Here is a 21,509-nt window from a genome sequence, read left to right as displayed (position 1 = left end):
ATATAATCATTGTTTCTTCAGAAGTATCTCCAAAAGAAAAAGCCCACCCAAAAGGCGGGCTTTCTTGCTAGCTTACTTTGGTGTTCTAATTAAAACCAGGAAGCACCAACAATTATTAATAGAATGAATAGAACCACGATTAAAGCGAAGCCGCCTCCAAAACCGTAACCTTCAGACATTTTCAAATACCTCCTATATTGTTTTGTTATTCTTTTCATTCTCATCATATGTAGGGTGTTTGTCCAGTGTTATAGGTCAACATCCTATTTTCGAATTTTACAATCGTAATGATTTTTCTATTGGATAACGTATTTGAATCCTCTATACTAAGAATAGTCATGATTTTTATGAACATTACATCAAGGATTCTGGTGAAAGATGATACACTATAATGTCAAAATTGACGCATTTGAAGGACCATTGGATTTACTTCTCCATTTAATTAATACTTTAGAAATTGATATATACGATATTCCTGTTGCCCAAATAACAGAGCAATATTTAATCTATATTAAAACAATGAACGAACTTAAATTGGATATTGCAAGCGAGTTTTTAGTGATGGCAGCAACTTTATTAGCAATAAAAAGTAAAATGCTTTTACCGAAGCACGAAGAGGAATTGGATGAGTTCAATTCAGAAATGGCATATGAAGAAGACCCTAGAGATGAACTTGTTGAAAGGTTAATTGAATATCGAAAATATAAAGAAGCTGCACATGATTTAAAGTCATTGGAGGAAGAACGCGGACTTATGTATACGAAACCTCCAAGTGACCTTTCTGATCTTGCAAAGGAAAAGCAACCAGAAAAGACAGAAAAAAATGTCACCCTATATGATATGTTGGCTGCTTTTCAGAAACTTTTAAGAAGAAAAAAGCTGCAACGCCCATTAGCAACAAAGATTGCTAGGCAAGAAATATCCATTGAAACCAGAATGACTGAAATAATGAGTGAGTTAAAAAAATTAAAGGGACGGAAAAACTTCAACGATTTATTCCCAATTCCAGCAAAGGAACATATTGTTGTGACATTTTTGGCAGTTTTGGAGTTAATCAAAAGAAAAGAAATTGACGTAGAACAAAATGAAAACTTCGGGGATATTTTTGTTCATGCAATTCAAGAAGGAGAGTAAAGCGTTTGGAGATAATTAACTGGCAAAGTATTTTAGAGAGTCTTTTATTTGCTGCAGGGGATGAGGGACTTACTTTAAAGCATGTAGCTGAGGTTCTAGATGTAGAGGAACTGAAGGCTGGTGAAATTATAGAAGAATTAATTCAGGTTTACGAAAAAGACTCAAACCGTGGCATAATGATTGTTCAGCTTGCAGGTACGTATCAGCTTGCCACAAAAAAAGAAAACGCAAGCTACTTAAAAAGGCTTGTAGACTCACCTAATACAGCTGCCCTATCACAGGCAGCTTTGGAAACATTAGCGATTATTGCGTATAAACAGCCAATCACTCGTGTTGAAATTGAAGAAATACGCGGAGTGAAAACGGAGCGGCCACTTCATACCCTGATGACAAAAGCACTCATCAAGGAAGTTGGAAGAGCCGAGGGAACAGGGAGAGCCTACTTATACGGGACCACTAAAGAATTTCTCGATTATTTCGGTTTAAAAAACATTCAGGAACTCCCCAAACTGCCCGACCGAGTCGAAGAAGAATTTGTCCAAGAAGAAGCCGACCTATTCTTCGAAAGATTTCAAGAGAGTATTAATACTTAAAAACAAAACAATTCATTTTAGATGTGTTAAAATAGAAATACGATTTCAAAGAAATTCCGAAGATTCAACTTATTGTTAATTGCCAAAGGGGATTGATTTAATTGTTAATTAAAAACTGCATCGGGCACGAATTGGAAAAGGAAAAATCAAATACTTCAGAAGACTTTTTTAATAGAAGTGAAGTTACATTTGTTGAAAATTCTGAGGAAAAGACCCTGCATGTATTGTACGTCAGATACTTTGATGAATTTCTCCCAGAGTTCACTCCTTATCAGCAAAACCCAATTTTTACAAAAGACAATATTGAAGTAACCTTCAAGGACATTGTTGCCTTAGTGTGTTTAATCAAAAATCCAGGATTGCGCAATCGGAAACGCTTATACATTAATTCTAAACAGGAATTTGCTTCTTATTTTAAAGATATTGACTTTGAAAAGTTACCTGAAATAGTACTTGCTGTAAAGCAAACGAATAAGTTCGAGCTGCGTTCTCCGCTTGATTACATTAAGCAGCACAGTTAATTGGTTAATAAAGAATTCAAAGGGGTGTTTGAATGGGGAATTCATTGGTAAAATCGCAGCTTAAAGATGTAGGAGGGTTTTTAACTACTACAATCAGTACTCTAGAAAATTATTTAAATGAAACGACCCTTTCGCGGATGAATCAACAATTATCCGGAGATTTGGATTATTATAAAATAGTCCTGTCAAACTTGAGAAAATTGCTTGTTTATTGTGAAGAAGGTTTGGATGCGTGCTCAGTTATTTTGCTAAGTGAACCGTTCCAGAAAGCAACGGCAGAAAAAACCCTTTATCGAATTTTTCATCAGTGCATTGAAGAGTTTTTCTCTCCTAAAAATGATGCTTGGTTTGAGGATAGTCGTTCCGCATATACAGGACGAAATTCAATCAAATTTTATAAAAGTGTACCTGAAAGTGTACAAGAGTTGGTGAAAGGACTCGAAGGAGAATTTCAAAGAGTCAGAGAAGAACTTGAATATTATGAAACAGATTACCGTACGAAAATGATTCAATCAAAATAAATGGTTTCTGAAACTGCCCTTTTAGTTAGGGCAGTTTTTTTTCTGTGTTATAGGTTCGTCTCATTTGCATAATTGTTCATAATCACAAATAAATTTCATACCTTTTAGGTAGATTCGAAATATAAGGGTGGGATAAAATGAATCGATTTAGTCAATATGTTCGTGAAATATTTGAATGGAACGAAGAAATGAAGAGTTTCTTAGAAACAGAAGATGTGGAAGATAATTTAGAGTTATGGGAGCAGCTGGAGCATTTCACAGAGTTAATTGAAAACACTGGTCAATCATTATCAGATAATGAAATGCTCAGTCTACAGGCTAAAGCAGAGGAAATTCATGAACAAATGGAAGATTATTTTTCTCGTAAACAGGGAGTAGGGAGTATCTGGGTTGAGAAAAAAACTGTCCCGCCTGGAGGACACACACTTCCAGATCTCCCTTACGCCTACAATGCCCTCGAACCCTTTATCTCGGAAGAAATCATGAGATTGCACCATGATAAGCACCATCGATCTTATGTAGAGGGCTTAAACAAAGCGGAGATAAATTTAAAGAAAGCTAGAGATAACAATGATTTTTCCTTAATCAAACATTGGTCTAGGGAATTAGCTTTTCATGGCTCTGGGCATTATCTGCATACGATTTTCTGGAAGAACATGATACCTAAAGGAGGGGGGAGTCCTCAAGGTCTACTCAAGAGAGAAATAGAAAATTATTTTGGCAGTTTTGATAAATTTAAAAAACAGTTCTCTGAAGCAGCAAAACAGGTGGAAGGTGTGGGATGGGCTATACTTGTATGGTCACCACGGGCAAGGCATCTTGAGATTTTACAATCAGAACGACATATGCTGCTAACGCAATGGGACACCATTCCACTGCTCGCTCTAGATGTTTGGGAGCATGCTTATTACTTGCAGTATAAGAACAATCGCGCTGAATACGTTGACAATTGGTGGAATCTAGTAAACTGGAATGATGTTGAAATGAGGTTTGATAAAGCCTCTGAAATAAAATGGCCAGCTTTTTAATTGGAAGGCAATCGGCGAATAGTCGATTGCCTTTTTCATTTTTCAGGACAAATTGTCATATCAGACCTTGTCCTGCATAAAATTTTAGAAAGCTAGTATTAATGCTAGAAATGTTAACGAAGGGGACGAGGTAAACTTATGAGAATGATTTGGAAGCTAGTCATTTTTTCCCTCATGGTCTCACTATTCATTACAAACATTCCTCAAAAGGTGGATGCTTCCGTTTCCGTAAGTGCACAAGGTGCAGTACTAATGGAGCAAGAATCTGGGCGTGTCCTATTTGAGAAAGATGCCCACACAAAAAGGAGAATCGCTAGTATTACGAAAATTATGACGGCGATTCTTGCTATCGAATCGGGAAAAATGAATGAATTAGTGAAAGTAAGTGAACAAGCTACCCGAGCCGAGGGGTCGTCTGTGTACTTAAAGCCCGGAGAAAAGATTAAGCTTGAGCATTTAGTATATGGTCTAATGCTTAGGTCTGGCAATGACACTGCGGTCGCTATTGCTGAGCATGTCGGAGGAAGCTTAGATGGGTTTGTTTATTTGATGAATCAAAAAGCCAAAGAAATTGGTATGTTGAATACTCACTTTTCCAATCCACATGGTTTAGATGATCATGAAGACCACTTTTCAACTGCTTATGACATGGCGCTACTAACGCGGTATGCAATACATAACAAAACATACCAAAAAATAGCTGGGACAAAGAATTACAAAGCACCAAATCCTACAGAAAAGTGGGATCGTGAGTGGAAAAATAAAAACCGCTTACTAACAAAGTATAAATACACGACAGGTGGAAAAACGGGTTATACAAAACGTGCAAAAAGAACTTTGGTTTCAACGGCAACTAAAGGGGATATGAGCTTAATTGCAGTTACCTTGAACGCTTCAGATGATTGGAATGATCACATAGCCATGTATGAAAATAGCTTTAAAACCTATGATATGGCGGAAGTGTTAGCAAAAGGAAAAGTCGATGTTAAAACGAATAAATATTATCAAAAACATTTATATGTAAACAAGACAATTGTTTATCCTGCGACAAATGAGGAAATGGACATGTTCTCGATAAGGTACAAATTAAATAAGCCGGGTGAAGATTGGGACGAATCAAATCATAATGGAGAAGTAGTTGGTAAAGCACAAGTTTTTCTTGATGGTAAAGTAGTGAAAGAAACACCGATTTATTATCAGGGTGGCCCTGAGAAGAAAAAGGGGCTGTTTGATTCTCTAAAAGACTTATTTTTATCAGCCATTGGCGTGAGATTAAATGGTTAATTATATTTGGGTATTTATGACAATTGTTGGCTTCGTATTTGCCATGATAAACGGAACAATGGAAGAAGTAAATAAGGCAATCTTTGATGGGGCAAAGGAAGCGGTGACACTTTGTATTGGGTTAATCAGCATTCTTGTGTTTTGGTTAGGAATGATGCGGATTGCACAAGAATCGGGGTTACTAGATTTATTGTCTAAGTTATTTCGTCCATTTGTTAAAAGAATATTTCCTGAAGTTCCAACCAATCATCCTGCCATGGGATATATATTGTCTAATATGATTGCGAATATGTTTGGCTTAGGTAATGCTGCGACCCCGCTTGGAATCAAAGCGATGGAGGAATTAAAACAATTAAATGGCGGAAAAAATTCAGCCAGCAGGTCGATGGTCACCTTTTTAGCAATAAATACAGCAAGCATTACCATCATTCCAACAACAGTGATTGCAATAAGGATGAATTACAATTCTGCCTCCCCGACTGAAATTGTGGTGCCAACCTTAATTGCCACCATCATCTCAATGCTCGGAGCAGTTATGATAGATCGTTATTTTTATAATCGACGAAGTCGTAAAGGATGAATGCCGCATGGAATTTCTTTCACTTATTTCCCTAGGTTTTATTCCTGTCTTAATAGGTTTTATCCTCCTTTATGGAACCATAAAACAAATTCCAACCTATGAAAGTTTTGTTGAAGGAGGAAAAGAAGGAATCAAAATTGCCGTCTCCATTATTCCGTTCCTTGTAGGCATGCTCGTAGCGATTACTGTCTTCCGAGCCTCAGGTGCTCTAGAAGCATTAATGAATTGGATTAGACCAGTAATGGAAGCTATCGGTGTCCCTGCAGAAATTATTCCTCTTATCATAATACGGCCGATTTCTGGAACAGCCGCGCTTGGAATGACGAGTGACCTGATTGCTGTTTACGGTCCAGATTCTTTTATTGGAAGACTAGCTTCTGTTCTGCAGGGAAGTACTGATACTACTTTTTACGTGTTAACCGTATATTTCGGAGCTGTTGGAATCAAAAAAATGGGTGATGCCCTTAAGGTTGGCCTTCTGGCAGATGTAGTCGGAATTATTGCAGCAATTGTTGTTGTAGTACTTGTATTCGGTGCACAGTGAAATGTTGGAAAAAGAGCAATGTCATAAAAAAAGAAGCAGGTTCCTAAGCGTGTTAAACATTAATAGGAGCCTGCTTTTTTGTATTTCATACATTAAAAAAGCCGTTACTTTGAAAAAGGGCAATTTTGTGTCATAATTCATTAGGGAAGAATAACAAATTTGTTTCCTACTAAACTGTGGTGCAAAGCGCCCAGTATTCAAAATAAAGGTAAACAGCTGAGGTGGATCATATTGGAAAGATTGCAAAAGGTAATAGCTCGAGCAGGGATAGCTTCAAGAAGAAAATCCGAAGAATTAATTAAAGAAGGAAGAGTAAAGGTCAATGGAAAAGTAGTGACAGAGCTAGGTGTGAAAGTTACGCCATCAGACAAGGTTGAAGTCAATGGAATTCAGATTGAGAAAGAAGAACCGGTTTATTTTCTATTATATAAACCACGTGGCGTTATTTCGAGTGTGAGTGATGATAAAGGAAGAAAGGTGGTAACGGACTTTTTTCCATACCAACATGAGAGAATTTTTCCGGTTGGACGTCTTGATTATGATACATCCGGATTATTACTGCTAACAAATGATGGGGAGTTTGCCAATTTACTTATGCATCCTCGGAATGAGATTGAAAAAGCATATGTCGTTAAAACGAAAGGTATTCCTTCTAAAGAGAATCTTCGAAAGTTAGAAAAAGGAATTCATCTTGAAGATGGAAAAACAGCACCGGCAAAAGTCAAAATGCTTTCAGTCGATAAGCAGAAGCAAACTTCTATCATTGAAATAATCATTCATGAAGGGCGTAATCGTCAGGTTCGAAGAATGTTTGAAGCAATTGGACATGACGTTTTAAAATTAAAACGTGAACGCTATGGCTTCTTAACTTTACATGGATTATCTGCAGGGGATGCTAGAGAGTTGACACACCATGAAGTGAAGTTATTAAGAGGACTATCTTTAGAGTCTACTAAGAAAAATTCATAAAGATGTCACAAATGCAGTAGGGAGAATTTACTATAGACACAGTGGAAAATGATATAATCTAGACAAACTGTGTCTCGTACTTGTGATTTTCAGGGAGGGAGAATTATGAAAAAACGGCGATTAATAATGAGAACGTTAATTTTATTCATTTTAGCTGCTGCCGTTGCCTACACGCTTTATGCCAACCTGACAAAAGACAATAGAATGAAGGTTGAAGTTGGAAAACAAGCTCCTGATTTTGTGTTGGTTGATATGGAAGGGGAAAAGCATAAGCTTTCTGACTATAAAGGACAGGGAGTATTTTTAAACTTTTGGGGGACTTGGTGTAAGCCTTGTGAAGCAGAAATGCCATATATTAATAATCAATATAATCATTATAAAGATAAAGGTGTACAAGTGCTTGCCGTTAATGTTAGCGAATCAGAATTAGCCGTTAATCATTTTATAGAACGGAAGAAGCTTGATTTTCCTACTGTTATTGATACAGACGGACAGGTACAAGCTGCATATGGTATTAATCCGCTTCCGGCAACATTCTTAATTGATAAGGATGGGAAAGTAGTTAAATATCATACAGGAACGCTAACGGAAGCAATGGTTAGGGAGTTTATGGAGAAAATTAAACCTTAAGGGGTTGTAGGGAGTTTTTTGCAATGAAAGATGTTAAATGTGAATGCGGACATGTTAATCCACATGGGACCGTATTGTGTGAGGCATGCGGAAAGGTTCTAGTTGAAGAATCACCAGATAAATCACTGCTGGATATGCGGTATGAAGGCAGTGCCCGCCGCTCACAAACATATAATAAGACCATCGTTGATAAAATATGGAACTTTTTTTCTTCCGTCAAGGTTGGTGTATGGCTAATCGTCATTACACTAGTTGCTTCTGCAGCTGGGACGATTCTTCCACAGGAAATGTACATACCCCCTACAATGCCAGCAGAAGAATATTACGAGGACCAGTATGGCTGGTTTGGGAAGTTATACTATGAGCTAGACTTTAATAATTTGTATAGTTCATGGTGGTATTTAATATTAATTGCAATGATAGGAATTTCCCTTGTTATTTGTAGTCTCGACAGGGTTGTCCCGTTGTATAAGGCGTTAAAGGCTCAAAGAGTAACAAGACATGAAGGATTTTTAAAACGTCAGCGTCTATTTGGGATAAGTGAGAATGGGGATCATGATGACTTAGCCGTGGTTAAGCAACGATTACAGGCTAAACGGTATCATGTACGGGAAGAAAATGGTGATTTGCTCGCGGAAAAAAATCGATTTTCACGCTGGGGTCCATATGTGAACCATGTTGGATTAATTATCTTCTTAATTGGCGGCATGCTCCGGTTTGTTCCTGGGATGTATATTGATAAAGTCCTATGGCTGCGTGAAGGTGAAACAAAGGTTGTGCCTGAAACGGATGGACAATATTATGTTGCAAACGAGAAGTTTATTCTCGAAAATTACGATAAAGATAAGGATAAAACCTTTGAAGCAGCAATTGACCGTGCTGGGATGGTTGTTAAAAATTATCAGACAAATGCTGTACTGTATAAAAGAGTCGGTCCTGCTATTCCAGGGGAACAGCCTGAATTAGAAAAAGTGAAAGAACACAAAATTCGAGTCAATCAGCCTTTGAAGTTTGAAAGTTTTGCATTATATCAAGTAGACTACAAGCTAGATGAATTAAATACAATGTCCTTCTCTTTAACAAACAAAGAATCTGGTAAAGCGTTTGGTGATATAAAAGTAAATCTATATGACCCAAAGCCAAAATATGACCTTGGAAACGGTTATGCTGTTGAAGTTTTGAGTTTCTTCCCTGATTTTGAATTTTCTGAAAATGGGGAACCGACAACAAAATCCAGGATACCGAATAATCCTGCTTTTGTTTTCAAGATGATTTCACCAGAAGTCCCAAAAGGGGAAACGAGTTTTGTTGCGATACAGCAAACCATTGAGCCATTAGGGGATAACCAATATAAAATGGCCTTCAAAGGAATTGAAACAAAAAATGTAACTGCCTTAACCGTTCGTAAAGATTTAACGATATGGATTATTATTATAGGTGGTATCTTGTTTATGATTGGTGTAATCCAAGGCGCATATTGGAATCATCGCAGAATATGGGTGCAAAACAAAAATGGCGAAGTTTGGATCGCAGCACATACCAATAAGAACTGGTATGGATTAAAAAAAGAAATTGAATCGACTATTTTAGAAACGAAATTAATTATTCCTGATGATCAAATGCAAAAGGAAAGAAATGATAAGGAGGGTGTCTAGTTGGCAGCATTAAGTAGTAATTTACTTTATATTGCATTTATTCTATATTTAGTAGCGACTCTCTTCTTTGGCGGGGCCATTAAGGCCAAGAATAATACCGGAGAAAAGAAAAGTACGAATCGCTGGGGGAAAATTGCCGTAGTAGTGACAATAGTTGGATTTGTCTCTCAGGTTGGCTACTTTATTACAAGGTGGATTGCAGCAGGGCATGCCCCTGTTAGTAATTTATTTGAGTTTACAACCTTTTTTGGAATGTGTCTTGTAGGTGCATTCATCGTTATTTATTTTATTTATCGGACACCTCTTCTCGGATTGTTTACCATGCCTGTTGCAATTCTAGTTATTGCCTATGCGAGCATGTTTCCTAGGGATATATCACCGTTAATACCAGCATTGCAAAGTGACTGGCTTCATATTCATGTCACGACTGCAGCATTAGGTGAAGCCATTTTAGCAATCAGCTTTGCTGCGGGATTGATTTATCTTGTAAAGGTAATTGATCAATCTAAAGCATCAAAGAGAACCTTTTGGCTTGAAACTGTAATGTTTGGGTTGGTAACAACATTAGGATTTGTTCTTGTATCCAGTTTATTCTCTGCTATGGATTATAAAGCAGAATTTAATTGGATTGATAAGAATGACATTGAGGCAAATATGGAATATACGATGCCAGCGATTACTGGTCCCCATGAAGGAGAACTGCTTACCAGTGGAAAATTTGAACCACTTGTAGAAATGCCTGCAATGATAAATGCGAAGAAAATGAATTCTGTTATTTGGTCGTTTATTGGTGGAATTATCCTTTATGGACTTTTAAGATTAATCTTGAGAAAACGTATCTCGGCCGCATTGCAGCCCTTAGTTAAAAACATCAAATTGGATTTTGTGGATGAAATAAGCTACCGATCTGTATTAATCGGATTCCCTGTGTTTACCTTAGGTGCTTTGATTTTTGCGATGATATGGGCGCAAATTGCCTGGACAAGATTTTGGGGTTGGGATCCTAAAGAGGTTTGGGCACTGGTAACGTGGTTATTCTATGCAGCCTTTTTACACCTTCGTCTTTCCAAGGGATGGCATGGTGAGAAATCGGCTTGGCTAGCAGTTATTGGTTTTGTCATAATTATGTTTAATTTGGTCGCTGTAAACCTAGTTATTGCAGGACTTCATTCCTACGCTGGATGATAATTTGTTGGTCTATAGCCTTTACTTTTTCCAAGTAAAGGCTATTTTTCAAATGTTTAGTTAGAAAAAAGGATGTTTGTCAAAAATCTGACACTTTTTGTAAAGACAATTACCTTAAATTATAGATTATCACTATCACATTTTGTAAAATAACAGCATGGGGGGATTATTAATGGATAAAGAAGTAAAGATTTTAGTGGTGGACGATGAGGAAAGAATTCGCCGTTTATTAAAGATGTATTTAGAGCGTGAGGAATATACAATTGATGAAGCAGAAGATGGTAATGAAGCGTTAACAAAGGCATTTGCAAATGATTATGATGTCATTCTTTTAGACTTAATGATGCCTGGTAAGGACGGGTTAGAGGTTTGCCGTGAATTAAGAGAAAAGAAGGCTACACCTGTAATTATGTTAACTGCTAAAGGTGAAGAGGTTAACCGTGTACAAGGATTTGAAGTGGGTACAGACGACTATATTGTAAAACCATTCAGTCCAAGAGAAGTAGTATTAAGGGTAAAGGCTTTATTAAGACGGTCATCTCAAACTACTTATCTCCAAACAGATACAACAACCAAGGATGTTATTGTGTTCCCACATTTAACAATCGACAATGACGCACATCGAGTTTTGGCTGATGGTAAGGAAGTAAGTTTAACTCCAAAAGAATATGAATTACTGTATTTCCTTGCAAAAGCACCAGACAAGGTTTTTGATCGTGAGCAATTACTAAAAGAAGTATGGCATTATGAATTTTTTGGAGATTTGCGTACGGTAGACACACATGTTAAGCGCCTTCGTGAAAAGTTAAATAAAGTCTCTGAACAGGCAGCAAGAATGATTGTAACCGTTTGGGGAGTAGGCTACAAATTTGAGGTTGTTAATGAATGACCTTTTTACGAAGTGTAGTTGGAAAGCTGTGGCTAACCATCATATTTTTGGTTGCCTTCATCCTTTTCATCTTAACTGTAATGCTCCTAGAGTTTTTTGAGAATAACAATATTACAGCAACAAAAAATAATTTAACCCATCAGGCAGAGAAAATAGCCAACGTGCTGGAAAATCATCCGAATGAGCAATTTCCCTTAGGTTTAGAAATCTCATGGGAAATTATTGATGAATTCACAAAGGTAGTTATTATAAAAAATAACCAAGAGGTCTACTACTCTCCTAACTCTGAAAAGTCAGTGAAATTATCGTTACAAGACATACGCAATGATGTCGAGATATCAAAAGTCTTTGAAGAGGACATAACTGTAGAGAAAGTGGCAAAGCTTTCATCGAAAGATTCTGGAAGAGATACTGCTAAATATTCGATTATTGGTGTACCGCTGCACATGGATGATGAGCAAAATGGTGCAGTGTTTATCTATCAGTCCTTAGAAATCATTCAAGAAACTACACATTCAACCACGAATTTTATCTTACTTGTTGCGGGTGTTGCTATTATTCTGACTACCATTTTTGCCTTCTTTTTATCTAGCAGGATTACGGCTCCTTTAATAAAAATGAGGGAAGCTGCTTTCGAAGTGGCAAGAGGGAAATTTGATACAAAAGTTCCAATCCTGACTCATGATGAAATTGGTGAACTTGCCACAGCCTTTAACCAGATGGGCAGGCAGTTAAAGTTTAATATGAATGCCTTAAGTCAGGAAAAAGAACAGCTTGCGAGCATCTTGAGCAGTATGGCGGATGGAGTTATAACTTTTAACCGGGATGGAACAATCCTAATTTCCAATCCGCCTGCTGACCGGTTTTTACAATATTGGTATTATGAAAAGGGAGGAGCAGGATCTCCTTCTGAAGAAATTCCCACACAAGTAATGGAGCTGTTTCAACAGTCTGTTGATACAGAGACAGAGCAGGCGGGGGAAATTTCTCTTCAAGGCCGTCATTGGGTTATTCTGGTTAGTCCGCTATACAGTAACCGATTTATTCGTGGAGCCGTTGCGGTACTAAGAGATATGACAGAAGAACGGGTATTAGAAAAAATGAGGAAAGATTTTATTGCAAACGTTTCTCATGAGCTAAGAACACCTATTTCCATGTTACAAGGCTACAGTGAAGCCATTGTAGATGATATTGCTGAATCGCAGGAAGAGAAAAAGGAAATGGCAAAAGTAATCTACGATGAATCATTGAGAATGGGGCGACTTGTTAATGAGTTGCTGGATTTAGCGAGAATGGAAGCCGGGCATATTCAATTAACGATGGATGAAGTGAATCTACCTGCATTTATGAATAGAATCGTTCATAAGTTCCAAGGGCTGGCAAGAGACAATGAGATACATTTAAGTGCTGACCTGGAGAATGATATTCCAAACATCTTATTTGATCCAGATCGGATTGAACAAGTATTAACGAACCTGATTGATAATGCCATTAGACATACACCACAAGGTGGTTCAGTTAAGTTACATGTAAGAAATGATGATTTCGGTATAAAGGTGGAAGTCTCTGATTCAGGTTCAGGTATTCCAGAAGAAGATCTGCCATTCGTATTTGAACGTTTCTATAAAGCCGATAAAGCAAGAACTAGAGGAAGAGCTGGTACAGGATTAGGACTAGCTATCGCAAAAAATATTATTGACGCACATCATGGTCATATATCTGTACAAAGTAAAATAGGACAAGGAACGACATTTGCCTTTTCACTTCCACGAAAATGAGAAGAAAATGGCGATTTCTCTTGATTCACGGGAAACAATTATATTGATACTAAAACTCATCCAAAGGGTGGGTTTTTTGTTTTGTCTTCACTTTTAATAATAAAAAGTCTATATTTAAAATGTGAAACTTTTTGTACATATGTATCGACTAATTCTATGAACGGGGAGGGGAATGGATGGACTCCGTTTTCGAAGAGCTATATCAAAAATATCATCATGACGTTTTTCAATTTTTATTTTATATGGTAAGAAACAAGGAACAGGCAGAGGATTTAGTACAAGAAGTATATATAAGGGTGTTTAAATCTTATCATCGCTTTGAAGGTAAAAGCAGTGAAAAAACATGGCTATTTTCTATCGCAAGAAATGTTGCCATTGATTCGTTTCGTAAACAAAAGGGTTGGAAGGGTCGACTGCTTGAAAAATTTGATTGGTCTCAAAGTCAGATAAAGGATGATTATCCGATTCCAGAAGAAATTACGATTCAAAAGGAAGAAATTAAATGGATTTATCAATGCTTGGACCATTGTACTGTGGATCAACGTTCGGTTGTTATATTGCGTTTTTTAAATGATTTGTCTATTACTGAAACGGCACAAGCTCTTGATTGGACGGAAAGTAAAGTGAAAACTACACAACATCGTGCATTGAAAGTATTAAAAAAGCATATGGAAATGTTTCGTGATAAGGAGGGATTAGAGAGTGAAGAAGTCAGAGTGGAGCGATAAGCAGCTCGAAGAATTACTTAGGCAAATGCCCAAAATAGAAGACCATCGCAATCCTCGTGACATATACCAAAATCTTTCTATAAAAAAGAGAAAAAGAACAGCTTGGCTAATTCCTAGTTTTGCAGCTGCAGCAGCTTTACTCCTATTTTTCATATTAGCACCAAGGTTATTAGAAGGAACACAATCTTTTAATAGCGCAAAACAGGAAGATGTCCGAAGTGAGGAAAAGATAAGCCTTGCGGACGATAAATCATCAATTTTGAATAAAAATGAAGAAGATGGTTTATCAGGTGCAGAACCTAAAATGCGAATGACCGAAATGAATAAAACTGCAATATATGATGATGAAGTAGAGAACGGAAAAGTAATCACTTATTGGGTCCCTGATTCCCAGGCACAAATAATAGTCCCTATTTCACTTATTGTCCCTCAGGTGGGTAACAAGAATTGGCTGACACTTTTTACTGAATCAATGGGACTATTAAAGGAAGAGGAATGGGGATTGACGGATTATTATCCTCTTGACGCTTCGTTTGAATTAGATGAAACAAATAATACCGTGATTGTCGATGTTCCAAGTGACCATAAATATGGGCAAGGTTCTACAGGTGAAAAGATTTTTTTAGATATATTGCAGAAAACAATAGCCTCAAATAGTCAAGTAAATAAAATAATACTCAAAACAAATGGACAGCCTGGAATAGAATTTGGTAATTATGGTGTCATGGATGAATTAGAAGTTAATCCAGAAGGTAAACATGGATATTTCCTTTATACACCGGATGGTATGGATACAACCTATCACGTTCCTTCGACTGATACATTTCAAGATATAAATGCCGCTTTTGAAGCGATGAAAACAAACCAAGCAGAAGGTGGTTTAGTGGCCTCAATAGGTCCATTCTTTCAAATCAAAGAAGTTTCCATTCAAGATAACAAATTAATCATTCATATCGATGAAAACACACCAATGGAGAATAACCTTGAAACACTTCGTTCCTTTGAAGCTATTTTATTAACCGCCAAAGAATTTGGGGTTGAAACGATAATGGTTGTAAACGCTCCTATCAAGCTTTTAGGGCCATTCGATTTATCAAAGGAAACAAAGGTTCCATTGGCACCTAACCACCGCCCAATCGAATAATAGAAGATAAAAAAGATTGACCGTTAAAAGGTTAATCTTTTTTTTATGAATAAAAAACCATTTCTCTCCAAATTATAACAAGTATGCTTAACCGCTCTCTCCCAACTATATGTTCTAAAAAACAGTAGGTAAACATATGGTGTGTGGAGGAGAGGATATGATTAAGGAGGAAAACAATCAAATGCGAGACTACATAAGGCGGCTTTTAATTGCCGCAATTATGGCGCTTTGTGTCAGCTTATTATTCTTAGGCGGGAAGCAGACCGAAGCGAGTATGCAGGAATCAAAGGAAATAAAAGCTGGATGGATATGGCCCGCAGATGGTGTCATATCTGATACATATGGGACAAGGCATGGAACACATAAGGGAATCGATATAGCTGGCAGGTTAAATTCTCCTGTTATCGCTGTGGAGGACGGGGTTGTGGGCAAATCCTATTACTCAAATACATACGGGAATGTAATATTTCTTACACACCCCAATAATTATGTTACTGTTTATGCCCACTTAAATAAGCGGCTTGTAAATACAGGGCAAGAGATTAAACAAGGTGATAGAATTGGGATGATGGGAAGAACAGGCGAATCGACGGGTGTTCATCTCCACTTTGAGAGTCATCAGGTAGAGTGGACATTTGATAAGAAAAACGCCATTGATCCAGAAACACTGCTGGGTCATACTGAGGTGGGTGTGGCAGTAAAAGGTGGTATGGCAAGTAATACGGATAGTCTTGCAGCAAGTACGTATGTAAAGGGCGATAAGGCACATTATATTGTACAAGCCGGTGATACACTAAGCTCCATTGCACAGAAAAGCAATTTATCAGTTGTAGAGCTAAAAGAAGTCAATCAGCTAAAGTCGGACCTTATCCTGCCTGAACAAGTTTTAGTAATCCAAAAATAAATGAATATTCCACTAACCGTCACATTAGGTTAGTGTTTTTTTCTTTTCAAAACGAATACTTACCAGTATAATAAAAGAGTAATTAAATATCGATCTATCTTCGGGGCAGGGTGAAATTCCCGATCGGCGGTATTAGAGTTAAACTCTTGAGCCCGCGAGCCTTTATGGCAGGATTTGGTGTGATTCCAAAGCCGACAGTATAGTCTGGATGGGAGAAGATGGAGGTTCTGCGACGTTCAAAAAAATGTTGATATACTGAACGTTTATTAAGAGTGCCTTTGTAAACTCCCTCAAGACTATTTTCTTGAGGTTTTTTATTTTTCCTAGGTCACCTTAAAAGCTGCTGAACCTCTCTTCCTAACTTGATGGATCAAAAAGGAGAGAGGAAAAGAATGAAGAAAAAAATGAGTGTCAAGGCAATTGTTTCAATTGGAATGCTGAGCAGTATCGCATATCTTTTAATGCTGATTAACTTCCCGCTTCCGCCATTTCCAAATTTCTTGTTTATTGATTTTAGCGATATCCCAGCATTAATCGCAGCTTTAATTTTCGGACCTGTTGCAGGAATTTTAGTTGAGTTTTTCAAAAACGCACTCAATTATATTGCTACTGGCAGTGCAACTGGAATTCCAGTTGGCCATATTGCTAATTTCCTTGCGGGAATTCTATTCGTTTTACCAACCTACTATGTATACAACAAAATGAGAACCCGAAAAGGAATGACAATCGCACTGATTGCAGGGACTCTAATAATGGCGGTAATGATGAGCATTTTAAATTACTTATTTATTTTACCGGCCTATACATCGCTGTTAAAGTTTCCTGACATGCGAAATTTAGTAGTACCAGCGATTTTACCATTTAATATCATAAAAGGCATTATCATGTCTTCTATATTTATGCTGCTATTCATCAGAATGCAGGCATGGATTAATAAATTTACAATTGTAAAAAGTGCTTAAAAGCAAAGAATCCAGGCTTCTTGCCTGGATTTCTTTATTTTCCTGTAAAAAAATAAACCCCCGCCATAAGTTGACGAGGGTAGCAGCTTAACAATATTTTAATGACAAAATATTATTCGAATTTAGTTGGATTGCCGTCAAATGCTTCGTCAGCAACTTTAATTGAATCAGTTGGACAGCCTTCAAAAGCATCCATCATGTCATCAATTAATACATCAGGGATTTCAACAATACCCTCATTATCGTCAAGAGTTACAAATGCAATACCCTCGTCATCATAATCATAAATGTCTGGTGCTGCTGCTCCACATGCTCCGCATGCAATGCAAGTTTCTTTGTCAACAATCGTGTACTTTGCCATGAAAAAAAAACCTCCCAATAAAATAACTTACTCATTCCAAATGAAATGGAAACGCATTACTCATTCCTATTGTAAAACTGAATGACTAACTTTTCAATAGAAAAATACTCTATAGGATTTGGATTCCCTAATCTTCCACATTTTATAGCAACACGAATATCACTTTCATGATAGAATAGGGATAGAAAAATAGGTGATTTTGTCGATTATGAGTAAAAAGTGGTGGAATGGAATGTGTGAAATAGAAAACATTTTATTATATTGTTTGAAACAATTGAACGGTGAAAGAACGATCTACTCCATCTTCCACCTTTTAAATGGAAAAAAATCATCACAAACACTTCAGGATGCACATTTATTTTCACTTAAGAGGTACTTTCGAATTCTTGAACCTTTAACGCGCCAATCCTTTGATGAAATTTTCACCAACTTACTTGAAAGAAAATTGGTGGAAGCTGTTGGAAATCAAAGATTTATACTTACCTTAAGAGGACAAGAATACTTATTACAACATCCACAGCCATCCTATATAAATGGGTGGAAATATCAACACAATACATTGTTAGTTTGGGAAAGACTGTCCCTGCTCGTTCAAGTAGCTTCCAATATTACATTTCAAGAAACGAAATACATCCCCATTCAAAAAAATACCGAGGTTCATAACTGGCTCAAGGACTTTTTAAAATCTACCTCGATACCGAAGCAAAAGCTAGGGGAGATTGTCTATTCGGAATTAGTGGATATTTTTGAACAGGCACAGGATATGAATCCTTCATTATTGGTTTTTAGATTAACAGGATATCATCAGATTGGATTGACCTCTATGCAAACAGCGAAAATGCTGAATATGGATTCCCTGCAATATCATCTTGCATTTACCGATAGCCTGCATTGCCTAATCCAATTCATTGAAGATAATCCAGCTCGTTATCAGATGCTATCATCCCTGCTTACAAATGTTGAACAAAAAAATTCCTTAACTCTTTCTTCTCGTAAAACCTGGGAACTTTTAAACCAAGGTTTTTCTCTGGAGGGGATCTCAGGTATTCGTCATTTGAAAATAAGCACAATTGAAGATCATATTGTAGAATTCGCTTTAAATATAAAGGATTTTTCTATCAATTCCTATGTTGATGTAGAAACCCAACAGAAGATCTTAGAAATTTCACAGCAAGAAGCAACAAGGCAGCTTAAAGTAATTAGGAACATCTTAAAAGAAACTTCCTACTTTCAAATAAGACTCGTTCTCGCAAAGAATGGTGATAGACAATGGAGTTAGAAAAACTTTTATATAAGTATTTTGGATATCAGACATTTAAAACAGGGCAAAAAGAAGTGATTTCATCCTTACTCGAAGGAAACCACACGATTGCGATGCTTCCTACAGGGACAGGTAAATCTTTATGTTACCAACTTCCAGGGTACTGTCTTGATGGGCAGATATTAATCATTTCCCCTTTATTATCCCTTATGCAGGATCAGGTAGAGCAATTAATGAAATTTGGAGAAAAACGGGTAATTGCTTTAAACTCTTTTCTTGATTCTGATAAGCGAGGATACGTATTACGCAACTTAACAAAATATAAATATATTTTTGTTTCGCCTGAAATGTTAGGGCTGCCAGCTATTATGAAAAAGCTCCAAGACCTTACCATCTCTTTATTTGTAGTGGATGAGGCACATTGTATTTCACAATGGGGCTATGATTTTCGTCCAGATTATTCAAAGCTTGGAGATTTTCGAAAGAAACTGGGGAATCCACTAACCCTTGCTTTAACAGCAACCGCAACTAAAAAGGTTAGAGAGGATATTATCCAATCCCTTGATTTGGAGGAATATAACAAGATTGAATCGACGATTGACCGGCCAAATATTGCTTTTTATGTTGAGGAAATACCTAATTATCAGGATAAGCAGTCCCGTTTGATAGAATTAGTTCTTCAGTTACAAAAGCCTGGAATTATTTATTTTTCCAGTAAAAAGGTTGCGGAACAAATGGCTTCTCTATTAATAGAGAAGGGTATGAAGAGGACTATGGCTTATCATGGAGGCTTAGAACAGGAACAAAGAATTTTAATACAACAACAATTTATTCACGGACAACTCGATGTGATTTGTGCAACAAGTGCTTTTGGTATGGGTGTTAATAAGGAAAATATTCGATTTATCATCCATTACCATATGCCAATGCAAATTGAATCATATCTACAAGAGATTGGTCGAGCTGGACGTGATGGTGAAACGAGCATTGCGATACTATTATATTCGCCTGGTGATGAACAGCTCCCCATACAGCTCGCAGAAGGAGAACTTCCCACGCAGCTGCAAATTGATTGGCTGTTCTCACGTTTAGAACAAAGTGAAATACCACATGGTCTTTTCTTAGAAGGTAACCAGTATTTAAGGGAACAGGGAGGCTTTTCTGAGGTCCAATGGCGTATTATTCTTGACTTAATCAAAAATGCTCAAGGCGCTTCTACCTTGGATCAGTTAAAGCAAAATATTACCGAATTCGCTAATGAAAGATTAAAAGTAAAGAAGGATAGTATTTATTTTCTGAAAAAATGGGTTAAGTCAAATTCATGTAGAAGAGATTTAATTCTCGATTACTTTGAAGAAGGTGCTGGTAAGGAAAGTATTAGGAATTGCTGCGATATTTGTGGATTCCAGTTAGAACACTATCAAGCACATGAGGTAGAACAGACGAATCAGATGAATGAAGGCATGTGGAAAGATTATCTAGCCAATATTCTACTAAATAGAGAGTTGAGTTAATGAAAAATAAATATAACGAATTAATCAAAGGATTAACCGACAGAGAGTTACTCTTTCATTTATATATGACCCAAATCATACTCCTTGTTATTACTATAGGTTTAGGTATTCTATTGTTTGATCAATTCTCATTTATGAAGGCTATTGATTTTTCTGACAAAAAAATATTCTTGATTGGCGTTCCCGCAGGGGTTGCAGTAGTCATTTTAGATATTCTTTTAATGAAATGGCTGCCGTCATCCTATTATGATGATGGTGGTTTGAACAATAGAATTTTTAAAAATAGAAGTATCCTCCACATAGCATGGATTGCTGCAGTTGTAGCTATCAGTGAAGAATTACTTTTTCGAGGAGTTATCCAAACTAAGGTTGGACTCATTCTAGCAAGTCTCATATTTGCTATCATCCATTATCGATACCTTTTTAATTGGTTTTTGTTTACTAATATTGTGATTCTTAGTTTTTTCATAGGTTACATGTATGAATGGAGTAACAATTTAGCTCTTACGATAGTCATGCATTTTACAATTGATTTTTTATTGGGGATTTATATTAAATATAGATGCTCCACAGACATTGATGAACAGGAGGGACTGATTCATGAATAATGAAGAACCGTATAGAACCCAGGCAGAAAGGCTTAAACGGCGTATTGAAAAAATAAATGAAGAAACAACAACCGAAGGTCGTGAAAAGTTACCCCCAAGAGAACAGATTCATAGAGAAAAGAGAAAGAAAACGAAATTGAAAGTAAAGTATCCAGTTATTCGAATATTGGTATTATTTTTTATCCTACTTCCAATCGTTATTTTTAGTGCTTACTCCTATCTTGAGGAGGGGAAAGGCAAAAATACAGAAAAAGTCACTGGTGAATCTTCTGGATATGAGGTTATTAACTTTGAAAAGTCGGAGACAGAAAGCAGCAGTGAAACCAAAGATGGTGAGAAAAAAGAGGATAATTCGACTGAGAATGAGGAGGCTGTAATAGAAGTCCAACAGCCGGTTATTCAAGAAACTCCAGTCGAAGAACCTGTTTCAGAACAAGGCAATAATAATGTACCAAACACGGATAAAACTAGCGCCGCTTCTACAGAAACAACTTTAACCCATACGGTAAAAACAGGTGAAAATCTCTATCGGATTTCTTTGAAGTATTACCATTCAAAAGCTGGAGAGGAAATCATCCGAAAAGCAAATAATTTAAAAAGTAATGAAATCATGGTTGGACAAGTCTTGAAAATCCCAGTGAAAAAGTAGCCGATCAATTTTTGATCGGTTTTTTTAATATGAATTTTTCATAATTTATCGGACAAGTTCATATTTA

24 protein-coding genes and 1 riboswitch are annotated in these 21,509 nt (G+C 36.8%); of the genes, 22 read left to right on the top strand and 2 right to left on the bottom strand.

The features are described 5' to 3' along the window. Positions 1-89 precede the first annotated feature (89 nt). Positions 90-179, bottom strand: a complete 90-nt coding sequence (locus M3189_RS16585) for a YjcZ family sporulation protein (protein WP_251635401.1) — start codon at positions 177-179, stop codon at positions 90-92. 202 nt (positions 180-381) lie between these two features. On the opposite strand from M3189_RS16585, the gene M3189_RS16580 reads away from it, so the two are divergent. The 18 genes from M3189_RS16580 (at position 382) to M3189_RS16495 (ending at position 17,049) form a co-directional block, all read left to right on the top strand. Then, the gene (locus tag M3189_RS16580) at positions 382-1,134 is read left to right on the top strand and encodes a segregation/condensation protein A (protein ID WP_353057430.1); all 753 of its coding nucleotides are present in this window, start codon (positions 382-384) and stop codon (positions 1,132-1,134) included. A gap of 5 nt (positions 1,135-1,139) precedes the next feature. After that, positions 1,140-1,727 carry an SMC-Scp complex subunit ScpB gene (gene scpB / locus M3189_RS16575; RefSeq protein ID WP_251635397.1) on the top strand — a complete coding sequence of 196 codons (588 nt, stop codon included), beginning with the start codon at positions 1,140-1,142 and terminating at the stop codon, positions 1,725-1,727. A gap of 101 nt (positions 1,728-1,828) precedes the next feature. Then, positions 1,829-2,248, top strand: coding sequence for a hypothetical protein (locus tag M3189_RS16570; RefSeq protein ID WP_251635389.1), 420 nt, complete (start codon positions 1,829-1,831; stop codon positions 2,246-2,248). A 32-nt stretch (positions 2,249-2,280) separates the two neighbouring features. Further along, positions 2,281-2,769: a YpuI family protein gene (locus tag M3189_RS16565; RefSeq protein WP_251635387.1), complete on the top strand. Its 489-nt coding sequence runs from the start codon at positions 2,281-2,283 to the stop codon at positions 2,767-2,769. Positions 2,770-2,906: 137 nt separating this feature from the next. Next, positions 2,907-3,797 (top strand): superoxide dismutase, encoded by an 891-nt coding sequence (locus M3189_RS16560; RefSeq protein WP_251635385.1) that lies wholly within the window; start codon positions 2,907-2,909, stop codon positions 3,795-3,797. Positions 3,798-3,935: 138 nt separating this feature from the next. Further along, complete coding sequence (locus M3189_RS16555) at positions 3,936-5,081, top strand: D-alanyl-D-alanine carboxypeptidase family protein (protein WP_251635377.1); 1,146 nt, start codon at positions 3,936-3,938, stop codon at positions 5,079-5,081. Next, positions 5,074-5,661 (top strand): nucleoside recognition domain-containing protein, encoded by a 588-nt coding sequence (locus M3189_RS16550; RefSeq protein WP_251635374.1) that lies wholly within the window; start codon positions 5,074-5,076, stop codon positions 5,659-5,661. The genes M3189_RS16555 and M3189_RS16550 overlap by 8 nt, the downstream gene beginning before the upstream one ends. Before the next feature lie 7 nt (positions 5,662-5,668). Next, the gene (locus tag M3189_RS16545) at positions 5,669-6,205 is read left to right on the top strand and encodes a spore maturation protein (protein WP_251635372.1); all 537 of its coding nucleotides are present in this window, start codon (positions 5,669-5,671) and stop codon (positions 6,203-6,205) included. A gap of 231 nt (positions 6,206-6,436) precedes the next feature. Further along, entirely contained in the window at positions 6,437-7,174 is a 738-nt protein-coding gene (rluB, locus tag M3189_RS16540; RefSeq protein WP_251635370.1) for a 23S rRNA pseudouridine(2605) synthase RluB, read from the top strand. Between the two features lie 105 nt (positions 7,175-7,279). Next, the gene (resA, locus tag M3189_RS16535) at positions 7,280-7,804 is read left to right on the top strand and encodes a thiol-disulfide oxidoreductase ResA (protein ID WP_251635368.1); all 525 of its coding nucleotides are present in this window, start codon (positions 7,280-7,282) and stop codon (positions 7,802-7,804) included. Between the two features lie 23 nt (positions 7,805-7,827). Continuing rightward, the gene (gene resB / locus M3189_RS16530) at positions 7,828-9,459 is read left to right on the top strand and encodes a cytochrome c biogenesis protein ResB (RefSeq protein WP_251635366.1); all 1,632 of its coding nucleotides are present in this window, start codon (positions 7,828-7,830) and stop codon (positions 9,457-9,459) included. Continuing rightward, positions 9,460-10,644 carry a c-type cytochrome biogenesis protein CcsB gene (gene ccsB, locus M3189_RS16525; protein ID WP_251635364.1) on the top strand — a complete coding sequence of 395 codons (1,185 nt, stop codon included), beginning with the start codon at positions 9,460-9,462 and terminating at the stop codon, positions 10,642-10,644. It begins immediately after the preceding gene. 172 nt (positions 10,645-10,816) lie between these two features. After that, complete coding sequence (locus M3189_RS16520; RefSeq protein WP_251635357.1) at positions 10,817-11,533, top strand: response regulator transcription factor; 717 nt, start codon at positions 10,817-10,819, stop codon at positions 11,531-11,533. Next, positions 11,530-13,311 (top strand): ATP-binding protein, encoded by a 1,782-nt coding sequence (locus M3189_RS16515; RefSeq protein WP_251635356.1) that lies wholly within the window; start codon positions 11,530-11,532, stop codon positions 13,309-13,311. Before M3189_RS16520 ends, M3189_RS16515 begins: the two co-directional genes overlap by 4 nt. 176 nt (positions 13,312-13,487) lie before the next feature. Continuing rightward, the gene (gene sigX / locus M3189_RS16510; RefSeq protein ID WP_251635354.1) at positions 13,488-14,039 is read left to right on the top strand and encodes an RNA polymerase sigma factor SigX; all 552 of its coding nucleotides are present in this window, start codon (positions 13,488-13,490) and stop codon (positions 14,037-14,039) included. Beyond that, positions 14,014-15,183: a hypothetical protein gene (locus M3189_RS16505; protein WP_251635352.1), complete on the top strand. Its 1,170-nt coding sequence runs from the start codon at positions 14,014-14,016 to the stop codon at positions 15,181-15,183. The genes sigX and M3189_RS16505 overlap by 26 nt, the downstream gene beginning before the upstream one ends. A gap of 157 nt (positions 15,184-15,340) precedes the next feature. Continuing rightward, the gene (locus M3189_RS16500) at positions 15,341-16,087 is read left to right on the top strand and encodes a peptidoglycan DD-metalloendopeptidase family protein (RefSeq protein WP_251635350.1); all 747 of its coding nucleotides are present in this window, start codon (positions 15,341-15,343) and stop codon (positions 16,085-16,087) included. Between the two features lie 92 nt (positions 16,088-16,179). After that, a riboswitch (FMN riboswitch) is annotated at positions 16,180-16,311 on the top strand. Between the two features lie 168 nt (positions 16,312-16,479). Next, a complete protein-coding gene (locus M3189_RS16495; RefSeq protein ID WP_285889698.1) occupies positions 16,480-17,049 on the top strand; it encodes an ECF transporter S component in 570 nt (189 codons plus the stop codon). Between the two features lie 112 nt (positions 17,050-17,161). Here the strand turns inward: M3189_RS16495 and M3189_RS16490 are convergent, their stop codons facing one another. Continuing rightward, entirely contained in the window at positions 17,162-17,410 is a 249-nt protein-coding gene (locus M3189_RS16490) for a ferredoxin (RefSeq protein ID WP_024030326.1), read from the bottom strand. Positions 17,411-17,618: 208 nt separating this feature from the next. Between M3189_RS16490 and M3189_RS16485 the strand changes: the two genes are divergently transcribed. From M3189_RS16485 to M3189_RS16470, 4 genes are read left to right on the top strand one after another with little or no spacing between them, the layout of a single operon-like run. Continuing rightward, positions 17,619-18,689: a helix-turn-helix domain-containing protein gene (locus M3189_RS16485; protein WP_251635348.1), complete on the top strand. Its 1,071-nt coding sequence runs from the start codon at positions 17,619-17,621 to the stop codon at positions 18,687-18,689. Then, positions 18,680-20,185, top strand: coding sequence for a RecQ family ATP-dependent DNA helicase (locus M3189_RS16480; protein ID WP_251635346.1), 1,506 nt, complete (start codon positions 18,680-18,682; stop codon positions 20,183-20,185). Before M3189_RS16485 ends, M3189_RS16480 begins: the two co-directional genes overlap by 10 nt. Further along, positions 20,185-20,793, top strand: a complete 609-nt coding sequence (locus tag M3189_RS16475; RefSeq protein ID WP_251635344.1) for a CPBP family intramembrane glutamic endopeptidase — start codon at positions 20,185-20,187, stop codon at positions 20,791-20,793. Before M3189_RS16480 ends, M3189_RS16475 begins: the two co-directional genes overlap by 1 nt. Next, on the top strand, positions 20,786-21,442 hold the full coding sequence (locus M3189_RS16470) for a LysM peptidoglycan-binding domain-containing protein (protein ID WP_251635342.1): 657 nt from the start codon (positions 20,786-20,788) through the stop codon (positions 21,440-21,442). The genes M3189_RS16475 and M3189_RS16470 overlap by 8 nt, the downstream gene beginning before the upstream one ends. The last annotated feature ends 67 nt before the right edge of the window (positions 21,443-21,509 follow it).

It is taken from the genome of Neobacillus niacini (genome assembly GCF_023715415.1).
Taxonomy (GTDB): domain Bacteria; phylum Bacillota; class Bacilli; order Bacillales; family Cytobacillaceae; genus Neobacillus; species Neobacillus niacini_C.
This window is presented reverse-complemented; position numbering and strand designations above follow the sequence as displayed.

What these genes read in the sequence shown, in the direction of transcription:
- resB (WP_251635366.1), top strand. Translation starts at nt 7,828, where the DNA reads ATGAAAGATGTTAAATGTGAATGCGGACATGTTAATCCACATGGGACC.
- sigX (WP_251635354.1), top strand. Translation starts at nt 13,488, where the DNA reads ATGGACTCCGTTTTCGAAGAGCTATATCAAAAATATCATCATGACGTT.
- M3189_RS16475 (WP_251635344.1), top strand. Translation starts at nt 20,185, where the DNA reads ATGAAAAATAAATATAACGAATTAATCAAAGGATTAACCGACAGAGAG.
- M3189_RS16560 (WP_251635385.1), top strand. Translation starts at nt 2,907, where the DNA reads ATGAATCGATTTAGTCAATATGTTCGTGAAATATTTGAATGGAACGAA.
- M3189_RS16500 (WP_251635350.1), top strand. Translation starts at nt 15,341, where the DNA reads ATGATTAAGGAGGAAAACAATCAAATGCGAGACTACATAAGGCGGCTT.
- M3189_RS16490 (WP_024030326.1), bottom strand. Translation starts at nt 17,410, where the DNA reads ATGGCAAAGTACACGATTGTTGACAAAGAAACTTGCATTGCATGCGGA.
- M3189_RS16495 (WP_285889698.1), top strand. Translation starts at nt 16,480, where the DNA reads ATGAAGAAAAAAATGAGTGTCAAGGCAATTGTTTCAATTGGAATGCTG.
- M3189_RS16585 (WP_251635401.1), bottom strand. Translation starts at nt 179, where the DNA reads ATGTCTGAAGGTTACGGTTTTGGAGGCGGCTTCGCTTTAATCGTGGTT.
- M3189_RS16550 (WP_251635374.1), top strand. Translation starts at nt 5,074, where the DNA reads ATGGTTAATTATATTTGGGTATTTATGACAATTGTTGGCTTCGTATTT.
- M3189_RS16480 (WP_251635346.1), top strand. Translation starts at nt 18,680, where the DNA reads ATGGAGTTAGAAAAACTTTTATATAAGTATTTTGGATATCAGACATTT.
- resA (WP_251635368.1), top strand. Translation starts at nt 7,280, where the DNA reads ATGAAAAAACGGCGATTAATAATGAGAACGTTAATTTTATTCATTTTA.
- M3189_RS16545 (WP_251635372.1), top strand. Translation starts at nt 5,669, where the DNA reads ATGGAATTTCTTTCACTTATTTCCCTAGGTTTTATTCCTGTCTTAATA.
- M3189_RS16520 (WP_251635357.1), top strand. Translation starts at nt 10,817, where the DNA reads ATGGATAAAGAAGTAAAGATTTTAGTGGTGGACGATGAGGAAAGAATT.
- M3189_RS16555 (WP_251635377.1), top strand. Translation starts at nt 3,936, where the DNA reads ATGAGAATGATTTGGAAGCTAGTCATTTTTTCCCTCATGGTCTCACTA.
- M3189_RS16485 (WP_251635348.1), top strand. Translation starts at nt 17,619, where the DNA reads ATGAGTAAAAAGTGGTGGAATGGAATGTGTGAAATAGAAAACATTTTA.
- M3189_RS16565 (WP_251635387.1), top strand. Translation starts at nt 2,281, where the DNA reads ATGGGGAATTCATTGGTAAAATCGCAGCTTAAAGATGTAGGAGGGTTT.
- M3189_RS16515 (WP_251635356.1), top strand. Translation starts at nt 11,530, where the DNA reads ATGACCTTTTTACGAAGTGTAGTTGGAAAGCTGTGGCTAACCATCATA.
- M3189_RS16470 (WP_251635342.1), top strand. Translation starts at nt 20,786, where the DNA reads ATGAATAATGAAGAACCGTATAGAACCCAGGCAGAAAGGCTTAAACGG.